The sequence below is a fragment of the bacterium genome (genome assembly GCA_023150945.1).
Classification (GTDB): Bacteria; Zhuqueibacterota; Zhuqueibacteria; order Zhuqueibacterales; family Zhuqueibacteraceae; genus Coneutiohabitans.
Genome location: JAKLJX010000002.1, coordinates 108457 through 119976, shown reverse-complemented (window position 1 = coordinate 119976; position 11520 = coordinate 108457). Strand labels below are relative to the sequence as shown.

Genomic DNA, 11520 nt, shown 5'->3' with positions numbered 1-11520 from the left:
GGTGACTGGCAGAATCACAAAATGTCACCAGGCGCGGCGGCCTCGCGGCCTCGATCTTCCCCGAAATTCTCCCGCGACGATCCTCATTTCATCTTCACCACACTGTTCGCGCCTTCCATTTCCACTTCCAACACCACCGGCAGGTTTTCCTTGATGCCCTGTTCATGCGTGATGAGAAAGATCTGCCGGAAATAGCCGCTCAGATGCTGCAAGGTCGCGAGCAACAGCAGCTTGCGCTCTTCATCCTGTGAGCCGAAGATTTCATCGAGCACGATGAACTGCAGCGCCGGCCGGCCGGAGCGTTGCGCGATCACCTGGCTGATCGCGACCCGCAGGCAGAGATTCAACAGATCCTGCTCGCCGCCGGAGAAGCGATTCAACTCGAAGCGGCGGTTCTGATCGTAGAGATAAAGATTGTAGGATTCGTCGAGCTCGAGCATACTGTAGCGGCCATTGGTCGCCATGCGCATGATCTCGGATGCGCGGCCTTCAATCAAGGGGCGCAGCCGGCCGGCCATTTCCACGCGGAAGGTTTTGAGGTGTTCCTGCAGCGCCTCGAGCAACAGCACTTCCTGCTTCACCCGCGCGATGACTGCCAGGCGCTCCGTCATCAGGGCGATGCGCTGCTCGAGATTATCCACCTGCGCGGCGGCCGTGGCAAACGCGGCGTGCGCCTCACCGGCTTGTTTCTGCGCCTGTGAGTGTTGCAGGCTCGCTTCGTCATGAGCCTGCTTGTACTGCCAGTACACTTCTTCGCGGAACTGCAAATCCATCAGCGCTTGTCGCGCTGTGTCTTCCTGCTGGCGATAGGCGTCGAGTCGCGCCGTGGCTTGCGTCAGCCGCGACTCCAACCCCGGCAGCCGCGCCAGGTGCGCCTCCAGGCGCGTCATCTCTTCCACTTGTTTTTCAGTCGCTGCCAACTCTGTCTGTAACGCGGCAGCGCGCGTTTCATCCACCTGAATCGCGCCGAGCTGCTGGATTTCCTGCTGCGTCCGGTCGTACTGCCGCCGCAACTCGTCCACGCGCTGCAACTGGCCGGCGACCTGTGTTTGCACCTGCGTCAGGCGCGCGCGCTCGTTGCCCAGCCGTTCGCGTTCTTGCTGCAGGGTTTTCAGGCGCATTTCGGCATCCTGCGCCTGTGACGCGGCCTCTCTCTTTTCGCGCTCGAGCTTGAGATAGTCCTCCCGCAGCTTGGCCAGCGTCCGCTGAAAGCGCGTCACCACCGGCTCAAAATGCTCCGCGAGCGGACGCGTGCAGACCGGGCAGGGGCTGTCCGCGCCCAGCGTTTGCACCTGCTGCAGCTTCTGCTTTTCTTCCACACCTTTGTCTCTGACTTTGGCAAGCTCTGCCAGCACGTTTTGCTCGGTCTCGCGCCGCGCACGCAAGGCGGCCTCTGCTTGCTGTACTCTCTCGTTCACATTTTTTTCGGCAGCCAGCAGGCCGGGCAGAGCTGCCAGTTCATGCTGCAGGCTCGCATTCTCGCGCTCGAGTTTTTGCATCTGCTCAGTGAGATTCTTGATGAGTTGTTGTTTACCATGCAGGGCCGCGAGTTTGCGCCGGTTTTCTTCCAGTGCCTCCTTTTCCGCCTTCAGGCGCCGCCAGCGTTCGCGCACCGGCGCCAACTCCGCCAGTTTTCCCTGCGCGAGCGTGATCTCGCGGCGTTCGCTTTCGGCCTGCTGCAGTTGCTGTTGCAGCAGCGCCATTTCCCGCTCCAGCGTGTGCCGTTCGTTTTGCAGTTTGATGGCGCGGTCGCGGCGTTGGGACTCGGCTTCAAAGGCGGCTTTGGCCTGTTCCCGCTTTTGCCTCCACTCGCGCTCTTGCTGCTGCTGGGTCTGCAAGTGTTCTTCTGCCTGCGCGCGCCTGGCCTGATGCTCGCGCAATTGCTGCTGCAACTCCTCCAGGTCTTCCTGGCTGAGACGGCTGCCTTCCACGAAATTACGCTTGTCGTTTGCCTCCTGCATGGCGCGCTTGCGCGCGAAGTCGATGGCATCGAGATTCAGCAGGCGGCTGATCAGCTTGCGGCGATCCTCGTCGCGCATGTTGCTGAGCGCGGCCAGTTCTTTTTGTTTGGCGAAAATGGAGGCCTCGAACGATTTGCGATCCAGGCCGAGAATCCTCTCGATTTCGTTGCTCACGTCGTTTTCGCGCACGGCGACCGGTTCGCTCAAGCCGGCGCGATAGAGCGCGGCTTCCACCGCATGATTGGCCCCGCGCATCGAGCGCAGCACGCGATAGTCCACTCCCGCCAGCGCAAAGGTGAGTTCGACTTCACACGGCTCGGCAAGAGTGGCGGCCTGCCGGCGCAGCAGGGATTTTTCCGTGCGTGCCGCGCGCGCGCCGTACAACGCCCAGGCAATCGCCTCCAGGATGGTCGACTTGCCCGCGCCGTTGCGGCCGATAATGCCAATGACATTTTCGGGCAGCTCGAGAAAGAGATTCTCGAAGCGGCGGAAGTTGCGCAGGCGCAGCGATTGCAGAATCATGCTTCCAACTCCTGCGCTTCGGCTTCGGCGAGAAACTGCGCGCCCAGCCGCTCCAACTCGGCAATGGGCAGGCTGCCGTCGGCATGCTTCTGCAGGTGGCGCGCGAACTCTTCCCGCAACGAGCCGAGCGCCGGGGTAACGCTGCTGCGTTCATTCACCGCGGTGGTTTCCAGCGAGATTTGCCGGTCAAAATGAAAAACCTGCGGGAACAGCCGGTCGAGCGCGGCGAAATCGAGCTGCAGATACAAATCGCGCGAGAGCTGCTGCAGCTCGAGGCTGACCATCGCCTCGGCAAGGTCGGCCGTACTGCGCTGCGCCACCTCGGCCATGATCTCCTCGCGGCTCTTGCCTTTGGCATTGACCGGCCGCAGCCGCAGCATGGGCCGCGCCGGGATTTGATGATAGCGCCATTCCCGCGTCGTCAGATCACCGAAAATGTAGCCGGAGGTATAACCCGCCTCATTGAAGCTGGTGCGCTCGGTCGAGCCGGAATAGAAGGTGTGATCGTTGATGGCAAGGAAGCGATGATAATGCCCCAGCGCGATGTAATCAAAATTCAGATTGAGCCGGGTCTCCGGATCTTCCAACATTTGTTCGTTGAATTCGCCCATGCGCGTGTCGATTTTTCCGGCGGCACGCCACGCGCCGTGGCTGAGCAGAATGTTCCAGGTGGCCGCCTGCTCCCAGCGCAGGTCCGCGTAGGCCTGTTCGAGTTCTTCACTCAACGAACAGTGCGGCAGGCAATGGATGGCGCAGCTTGATTTGCCGCCGACGCCGGTGAGGACGATTTTCTCATAGGCCCCTTTGTAGGCGGCGCGCACCACCGGCAGCACGCTCAGGGCCTCGAAGATATTGCCGGTGGCGCGAATGCGCGGGGTGGAGTGATTGCCGGCAACGACGACGAAGGGAATGTTCGCTGCCTGGAGCTGCTGCAGGCCGGCCAACGCCACGGCGATGGCGCGGTTGTTCGGCCGCGGCGATTGAAACAGATCGCCGGCATGCAAAACAAAATCCGGTTTGTGCAGGAGAATGGCCTCGATCACCCGCCACCAGGCGTCGTAGAAATCCTGCTCCCGGCGATTGACCCCCGTCTGCGGATCGACCTTGGCGAGATCGGAAAAACCGAGATGAGTATCGGCAAAATGAATGAAACGCATGCGTTCTCTTGAGGCGAGCGGGTTCGTTGGATCGGAATTGCGCCAGCCGGGCGCCGCTTGATTTGCCGCGCCGGCCGCGGGCAACCTGCGGTGCCGCGCGGCGATGCAACGGCACGGCGGGCAATCTAAGCCATTCCCGCCAGAGTTTCAAGTTTTTCTCCCCGGCAGGCAGGGCTTGCATTTCGGCCCAGAGTTTGTTTTAATCTCTGCACCCCAACTCCGGGAATCCTGGTTTTCCCCGCCGCCGCACCCAGCGGCGGCATATGGCACTCAAACCGCGGCCTGTTGCGACAACTCGCCAGCCCAACGCGTCCATCGGAGTGAATATGAAACGACTCAATGAGTTTCTGCTGGGAGAACACGTCACGACCTTCGTGGTGTTGATGAAGAAGGAAACGCGCGCCAAGAAAAACGGGGATCCTTATCTCGCGCTCGAATTGAGCGACGCCACCGGCCACGTCGCGGCCGTGATGTGGGACAATCTCGAATCCGTGACCGCGGAAGCCGGGCAGATTGTCAAGATTGCCGGCGTGGTGGAGGAATATCAGGGCCAGCGGCAAGTCCGCATTGACAGGATGCGACCGGCGCGCGAGGACGACGAGGTGGATCTGACCAAGCTGGTGCCGGCCGCCAAGGAAGACCGCGGCGTGATGTGGGAGCGCTTTCAGAAGCTGATTGAAAGCGTCGCCCAGCCTTCCCTGCTCGCGCTCCTCCGCCGAATGTTCGCCGACGAGCAATTCGTCAGACTCTTCTGCACTGTGCCTGCCGGCAAGAAGTGGCACCACGGCTACCTGGGCGGCCTGCTGGAACACACCCTCAACGTGACCGTCATCTGTGATCGCCTGGCAAAGCTTTACCCGCAGGTCGATCGCGATCTGCTCGTGACGGCTGCTTTGCTGCATGATCTCGGCAAGGTGCATTCTTACACCCCGGGGCCGGTTTTCGAGTTCACCGATGCCGGCCGGCTGCTGGGCCATATTGTGATCGGCGCGCAACTGGTGGCGGAGAAGCTGGCGCAGTTTCCCGAGTTTCCCGGCGAGTTGGCGATGAAACTGCAGCATCTCATTCTCAGCCATCAAGGCACGCTGGAGCAGGCCTCGCCCGTGGTGCCCATGATTCCCGAGGGGTTTCTGCTTTATTTTGCCGACGAGATCGATTCCAAACTGAATGCTCTCGAGCGAATCGCGCAAAAGGACCGGCCTGCCGGCAACAAGTGGAGTGAGTACGTGAACCTGCTCGACCGCTATCTCTACCTCGGCGAGCAGCGGCAACCGTGAGTTAGCCGCTTGAGGCTCGTAGCCAAAACATTTGGAGACATAGTCATGAAAATGCTGTTTGCATTATCAAAATAGTTTGCTACTCTTGTAAGACGTAACCTGAGATTGCCATATTGTAGCAAAAAGGTGATTACCGTGAAAAACTGGGAAAGCTGTGAAGCAGTTGAGCGCCAGCCGGACAAGGTTAGTGGAGCTTGGGTCTTTCGTGGAACTCGAGTTCCCGTGTCCGCGCTCTTTGAGAATCTCAAAGATGGAGCATCGGTTGAGCAGTTTCTGGAATGGTTTCCTGGCGTCAAAAGATCACAGGTAGAATCCGTTCTGGATTACGAAATGATGATACTGGCGGATTCGGCACGTTTATGATGATTCTATTTGATCAAGGTACGCCCGTACCTCTTCGTCACTATCTCGCTGGCCATACGGTTGATGTCCATGAGCGAGGGTGGTCGAACCCATCAAATGGAGCCTTGCTCGATGCGGCTGAGCGAGATGGCTATCAACTTCTAATCACAACAGATCAGAACATACGACATCAACAGAATCTTGCTGACAGGCAAATCGCAATTATTGTGCTTCTTTCGACTTCATGGCCACGTATTCGACTACGAGTTGACGAAGTTCGAGTTGCTGTTGATGCTATAGGTCTCGGTGATTACGTAGAAATTTCAATTTGAAATAATGCAGTTTATTGAAGCGCTAAGTAGCGGATGAAAGTGACTTGAGGAAACTATGACGTGGGATTGATGCCCGTGTCATGCGCGCCGTTTTAGTGCAGTGAAAATAGACAAAAGTTACAGACTCTATTCATTCAGCATAAGAGATGGTGCTAATTCGCGGAAAGCATGGAATGGAAGACGAGATGAACCATAAGCGTCCGACTCGCAGTTTCAGCCCACAGCGGAGCTGAGGCACAAATTTCTTGAGGTGGTAATTTCAAACCGTCTACCTTTCAGACAACGAGCCTTGTACCCCGCTGCCGCTGAACTGCACGTTCTCCGGCAGGCGGCGTGAATGGTTGCCTCGTTGCCCTCTTGCCGGCCTGCCCAGATTCGGCGAATCAAACCGGGCAAACCGATTTCGTAATTGCGTGTTTCAGGTTGGCACAGAGGAGCGCGGGTCTTTGTGGGGCTTGCGGCAGTTTGATGACAACAGAATTGGTCAAAGTCGGTGGGGAGGGGATGAGATGATGCGCAATTTAATGGCTTAGCCCATTAGCGAAAGTTCACAGAGGAGAGACGGCGGGGTGGCATGTATCTTGTAAAAAGATGGAACACCAGGCGATGATGAGTCTGGTACGAAGCACTCTCGAACAGAACTTCAAGTTTCCATCCACCCCTCCTTTCCTGGAACGGCGGAGGCGAGTAATCGTCTCCGCCGTTTGTATTTGATGCCAACCTGCGGGCCGCTGAGTGTGCCAGGCTCAGGATCTCTTCAAGATCGCGATCGAGCCGTTGGTGGTGCGAAAGTTCACGCGGCCGCCTTCTTCGCCGATTTGTCCCTGCAGCTCATTGCGTCGGAAGCCGCCGCGCGTCGTCAGCGGAAACTCACAATCGACCTTGCCGTTGGTCGTGCGGGCTGAAATGCTGGCGTTGAAATCGCTTGGGAATTCAGCGGTGATGCTGCCATTGGTGGTTTCGAAGTCCATGGTGGCGCCGCCCTCCACTTTTGCCAAGGCGATGCGGATGCGGCCATTGGTGGTTTCGGCGGAGATGCTGCCCTGAGCGTCGTCGACTTCGATGCCGCCATTGGTGGTTTCGAGTTTGATCCGGCCGGAGATTTCACGCGCTTCAATCTGGCCATTGACCGACTGAATTTGGATGCTGATTTGGCGCGGAAGTGAGACTTGGTAGGTCACGGTTACGCCGCCGTTACCGCCGCCCAATATCCAGCTCCAAAAGCTGTCGCCCGAGTCTTTCGAACGCGGGGTACGCGTGTTGACTTCGACGGCGTTACCCTCCTGGCGCACGATGATTTCAGTGGCTTCCAGCAGCTTTTGCGCGTCTTCTTCCCGGCGGGCATGCGCCACCTTCTGCGCCACGATCTTCACTTCATTGCGATCCCACGCGACAATCTGAATGGAACCATTGGTGTTTTCCAACGTGAAGCTGCCGCCGGGCGTGAGCGGGCAGGTCTTTTCAAAGCGCTCGCGCACTTCACCCGCCTGGCTGGTGGCGGCAAACAGCCAAAGCGCGGCAACAAGAATTTTGGAGAAGTAGGTTTTCATATTACGCTCCCGGTTAGGCATGACCGCGATGGCTTACTCTCGTTCGATGCGGCACTCTCCCACGCCGGCGCTGATGCGCAATTGAAAAGTCTGCTCGGCGTCATCGTAGTTCTCGGAATAGTAGTAGCGGCCCTCCTTGCGCAAGTAGTCGGGCATGTTGAAATGCGACAGGAACATGAACTTGGAAACCGCCAGCCGGGTGCCGGACTGGCGCGGCAAAATGATCGCGGTTTCACCGATGTCGAGATCGACCTCCGCCACCGCATCTTTGAGCACGTCGCCGCTGAAATCGATCGTCAGTTCTCCGATGCCGCCATCGATGCCGGCATTGCGGAAGCGGGCGTTGCCCAGCCGCCGGAAATTGGATTCACCGATTTTGGTGTTGAGCAGGAGGTTGGTCATGGTGATTTGATTCGGCTCGTCGAAATCGAGATTGACTTCGCCGGCGATGGTTTCCAGGGAAAGATCGCGAATGCGCAAGCCGCCGAGTTGCATTTCGATTTCACCGGCTTTGATGCGGAAATCCAGCTCCAACTCGCCGCCGGTGGGCAGCTCCACCTCGAGCTCGCCGGCATTGTGGCTGTCATGCTGGCCGATCCAGCGTTCCTTGTCCAACATGATGTCGAGCGTGTTGCGCTTTTCATTGTAGCGCAGCGTATGCTGATACTCCTCGCGATCATAGACCAGCCGCACGCGCAGATTGTCTTTGCTCTTGCCACGGGAAACCCGCACCTGGCCGACGTCCACTTCGACACGGAGGCGGAAGGTCGAGCCGGTGTCGATGCGGAAGCTGTTGTCGAGATCCTCGATTCCACGGCTTGGCCTGTCCTTGTCTTGCGCTTGCGCCGCCCCCAAGCCGCAGCACATTGCGAGCAACAGAATCATCAATTTCAGGTTTTGCATTCCAACCTCCACGTTTGAAGCAGCCACGCGCCTTTGTAAGTCGCACAAAATTACGGACAAAATTTGGCAAAGTTCCCGACTAATTCTTGTGTGAGGCACAGCCTGCAAAAAATGATGGTGGCCATTTGTCGCCTTGATGGGTTGCAGGACTGGCCCCCCAAAAAAACGGCTGAAGACCTTCCGAGACAAAGATTTGGCTTGACAATGAGCTTGCCGGCGATTAGTTTTCTACCGACATTTTTTAGGAATGCCTTCGGATCAAGTTCAACTATTCAAGATTTGTATAGATATCGCTTTCACGATTTGGAAACCTGTGCGGAGCACCGAACATGGCTGTCTTGATGCCAAATGAAGCTGTGACGGTTCTGTTGGTCGACGGTGACCTGCAGCATTGCCAAGCCTGCAAGGCCACGCTGGAGTCGCAAGGATATCGCGTGGTCTGGACCAGCTCGGGAAGAGAGGCGCTGGCGATTTTTTCGCATCAACGCGTTGACTTGGTGGTCGCAGACGTGCGGCTGTCCGACATGGGCGGCTTCGAGTTCATCGGTTCGCTGGCAGCGCAACGCCAGCGGGTTCCCATTGTTGTGAATACGGCGGATCCCGCGTTCCGCTCCAGTTTCCGTTCATGGGCAGCCGATGCCATCATTCCGAAATCCGTGGACTGTGACGAGCTCGCTCGGCAAGTCCAGGCATTGCTGCAGCCACAACGCTTCGTGAGTTGAACCGGCGCGCCGGTTGTGAGAGAAGGAATGGGCTGGCGCAGGGTCGGTGGGGCGCAAGCTACCGTCCGCTACCAAGAGGGCTTTCTCATGTCAGTCGAAAAACTCGACGAAATCGACCTGACCATTCTCAAGATTCTGCAGGCGCACGGCCGCACCAAGCGCAACGAACTCGCGGAGAAGGTGAAGCTCTCGATTCCTGCCGTGAGTGAACGGCTGCGCAAGCTGGAAGAGAAGCGCATCATTCGCAGCTACCACGCCGTGGTCGATGGCCCGAAAGTGGGCCTGGGCCTCACCGCCTTCATTTTTTTGACGGTGGAATCCTCCATCTACTATCCCCAGATCATCAAGCACGCGCAACAGGAGGAGGAAATCCTCGAGTGCCACGCCATCACCGGCGAGGGTTCACATGTCCTGAAAATCAAGACGCAATCAACCGTGACCCTCGAGCGGTTGCTTTCGCGCATTCAGTCCTGGCCGGGTGTGAAAAACACCCGCACCAGCGTTGTGCTCTCCAGCCCCAAGGAAGAAACCGCCGTCACCCTTGCCCACCTTGAATCCGCCCACCGGTAAGCGTTCGGCTTTTCAAGCTCAGAATGGCATTCTGAAAGTTCAATAATTTTTCGGCAGAATGATTCTGAAATAATTCTGCCGTCGAATCATTCTGCCAGAGTTTTTTGCTGCCCGCATGGCTCCGGATTTCACCTTCTCTGAAGTCTGGCGTAGCCTTTTGCTTCCGGAGTTGTTCCCGCCTTGCAACTCGCTGCTTTTTGGCATTGCCTTTCTTGCGGTTTTGTGTTATGCTGGCGGTGTTTTTTTGTTTGAATAAACCCGCCGGCTGGAGAAATCATCGGCGCTGTTTGCCGGGATGAGTTGCCCGGCTGCTCCACTGCTTTTCGGCCGGCACAGATCATTCCTGTGCGAGGTTTTTATGCAGAAAATTGTTGAGTGCGTGCCGAATTTTTCCGAAGGCCGCGACCGCAGTCTCATCAAGAAGATCACCGATCAAATCGAGGCGGTGCGCGGTGTGCAACTGCTTGATGTCGATCCGGGAGAGAGCACGAATCGCACAGTGGTCACATTTGTTGGCGATCTGGCGGCGGTGCAAGAGGCCGCGTTTCGTGCCGTGAAGACCGCGGCCGAGTTGATCGACATGGCACAGCATCACGGCGAACACGCGCGCATGGGCGCGACTGATGTCCTGCCCTTCGTGCCGGTGGCCAACCTCACCATGGCAGAATGCGTGGAGATGGCACGGGCTGTCGGCCGGCGCATCGGCGAGGAATTGGGCATTCCGGTTTATCTCTATGAAGGTGCCGCGAGCCGGCCGGAGCGAAAGAACCTGGCCAGCGTTCGCGCCGGGGAATACGAGGGTTTGCCGCAGAAGCTGGCTGACCCCAACTGGCAGCCGGATTTCGGGCCGGCGCAATTCAACCGCAAGAGCGGTGCCACGGCCGTTGGCGCGCGTGAGTTTTTGATCGCCTACAATCTCAACTTGAATACCAGCGACCGGCGCTACGCCACCGACATTGCTTATGAGCTGCGGGAACGCGGCCGCTACAAACGCACCGGCAACATCTCACCGTTCTACTACAAAGGCGAGCAGGTTTATTTTGCGGCGGACAGATTCCCCTGCGGCAATTGTGACTTCGTGGCAACGTCGTTTGCCGAACTGGCCGAACATTACCAACAAAACTACGGCGGCGACCTCGCCGCGCGCTACCAGTCACTTGGCATGGACGTCACCAATCTCGCGGGCATGCCGGTTTACGCCGACGGCAAGTTTACCCATGTGAAGGCGGTCGGTTGGGTGGTGGAGGCCTACCAGCGCGCGCAGATTTCCATCAATCTCACCGATTTCAAGATGACGCCGGCGCATGCGGTGTTGGAAGCGGCGCGCACGCTCGCCGCGCAACGCGGCATCGTCATCACCGGCTCGGAGATCGTGGGCGTGGTGCCTTTTGCGGCCATGTTTGAGTCCGGCAGGTTCTATTTGCGGCGCATGCACAAATCCACCGGCATTCCCGTGCGCGATGTCTTGGAAACCGCGGTGCAGTCGCTGGGCTTGCGCGATGTGGCGGAGTTTGACATTGATAAGAAGATCATCGGCATTCCAGCGCGCGAAGGTCCGCTGGTGCAGCGCAAGGTCGCGGATTTCGCCGACGAAGTTTCGCGCGACACACCGGCGCCGGGCGGCGGCTCGATTGCAGCCTTGGCCGGCAGCCTGGGCGCCGCGCTCGCTGCCATGGTGGCCAACGTGTCCAACGGCAAGGGCGAGTTTGATGCGAAGTACGAGGAGATTTGTGAGCTTGCGGAGCAGGCGCAGCGCGTGAAAGATGATTTGCTGCGCGCGGTTGACGAGGATACCGCCGCCTTCAATGTTGTGCTCGAGGCCATGCGCCTGCCGAAAGATACGCCGGCGCAGCAGGAAGCCCGCGCGACCGCCCTGCGCGAGGGATACAAATCTGCAGCGCGCGTGCCGTTACGCACCGCCGAGTCGTGCCGCGAGGCCTTGCAGCTTTGTTTGCGCGCCGCGCGCCTGGGCAACAAAGCGGTGATGAGCGACGCCGGGGTGGGCGCGCTGATGGCGTACGCGGGCTTGCAGGGCGCAATCTATAACGTGCGCATCAATCTGCCGAACACCAAGACTTCTGACTTCATCACCGCGATGAGTAAAACCCTCGACTCCCTGCTGCAAGAAGGCAAGACCCTGTGCGAACAAGTGCAAGCCGAAGTCGAACGCATTCTGGGTTGAGA

General features: G+C 58.4%; 9 protein-coding genes. 5 read left to right on the top strand and 4 right to left on the bottom strand.

Annotated elements, in window-relative coordinates; all coding sequences use genetic code 11:
- Window positions 1–83 precede the first annotated feature (83 nt).
- Together L6R21_03825 and L6R21_03820 are read right to left on the bottom strand one after the other, a co-directional pair.
- Window positions 84–2483, bottom strand: a complete 2400-nt coding sequence (locus tag L6R21_03825; protein MCK6558305.1) for an SMC family ATPase — start codon at window positions 2481–2483, stop codon at window positions 84–86.
- Window positions 2480–3640: a DNA repair exonuclease gene (locus L6R21_03820; GenBank protein ID MCK6558304.1), complete on the bottom strand. Its 1161-nt coding sequence runs from the start codon at window positions 3638–3640 to the stop codon at window positions 2480–2482. Before L6R21_03820 ends, L6R21_03825 begins: the two co-directional genes overlap by 4 nt.
- A gap of 326 nt (window positions 3641–3966) precedes the next feature.
- Here L6R21_03820 and L6R21_03815 point away from each other — a divergent pair, with 326 nt between their 5' ends.
- Together L6R21_03815 and L6R21_03810 are read left to right on the top strand one after the other, a co-directional pair.
- Complete coding sequence (locus L6R21_03815) at window positions 3967–4917, top strand: HD domain-containing protein (protein ID MCK6558303.1); 951 nt, start codon at window positions 3967–3969, stop codon at window positions 4915–4917.
- 135 nt (window positions 4918–5052) lie between these two features.
- Entirely contained in the window at window positions 5053–5280 is a 228-nt protein-coding gene (locus tag L6R21_03810; protein MCK6558302.1) for a DUF433 domain-containing protein, read from the top strand.
- A gap of 1057 nt (window positions 5281–6337) precedes the next feature.
- On the opposite strand, the gene L6R21_03805 is transcribed toward L6R21_03810, so the two are convergent.
- Window positions 6338–7141, bottom strand: coding sequence for a DUF4097 domain-containing protein (locus tag L6R21_03805; GenBank protein MCK6558301.1), 804 nt, complete (start codon window positions 7139–7141; stop codon window positions 6338–6340).
- Between the two features lie 33 nt (window positions 7142–7174).
- Window positions 7175–8044: a cell wall-active antibiotics response protein gene (locus L6R21_03800; protein MCK6558300.1), complete on the bottom strand. Its 870-nt coding sequence runs from the start codon at window positions 8042–8044 to the stop codon at window positions 7175–7177.
- Between the two features lie 329 nt (window positions 8045–8373).
- Here L6R21_03800 and L6R21_03795 point away from each other — a divergent pair, with 329 nt between their 5' ends.
- The 3 genes from L6R21_03795 (at window position 8374) to ftcD (ending at window position 11518) form a co-directional block, all read left to right on the top strand.
- Window positions 8374–8766 (top strand): response regulator, encoded by a 393-nt coding sequence (locus L6R21_03795; protein ID MCK6558299.1) that lies wholly within the window; start codon window positions 8374–8376, stop codon window positions 8764–8766.
- An 87-nt stretch (window positions 8767–8853) separates the two neighbouring features.
- The gene (locus L6R21_03790; GenBank protein ID MCK6558298.1) at window positions 8854–9336 is read left to right on the top strand and encodes an Lrp/AsnC family transcriptional regulator; all 483 of its coding nucleotides are present in this window, start codon (window positions 8854–8856) and stop codon (window positions 9334–9336) included.
- A gap of 358 nt (window positions 9337–9694) precedes the next feature.
- Window positions 9695–11518, top strand: a complete 1824-nt coding sequence (ftcD, locus tag L6R21_03785) for a glutamate formimidoyltransferase (protein MCK6558297.1) — start codon at window positions 9695–9697, stop codon at window positions 11516–11518.
- Window positions 11519–11520 lie beyond the last annotated feature (2 nt).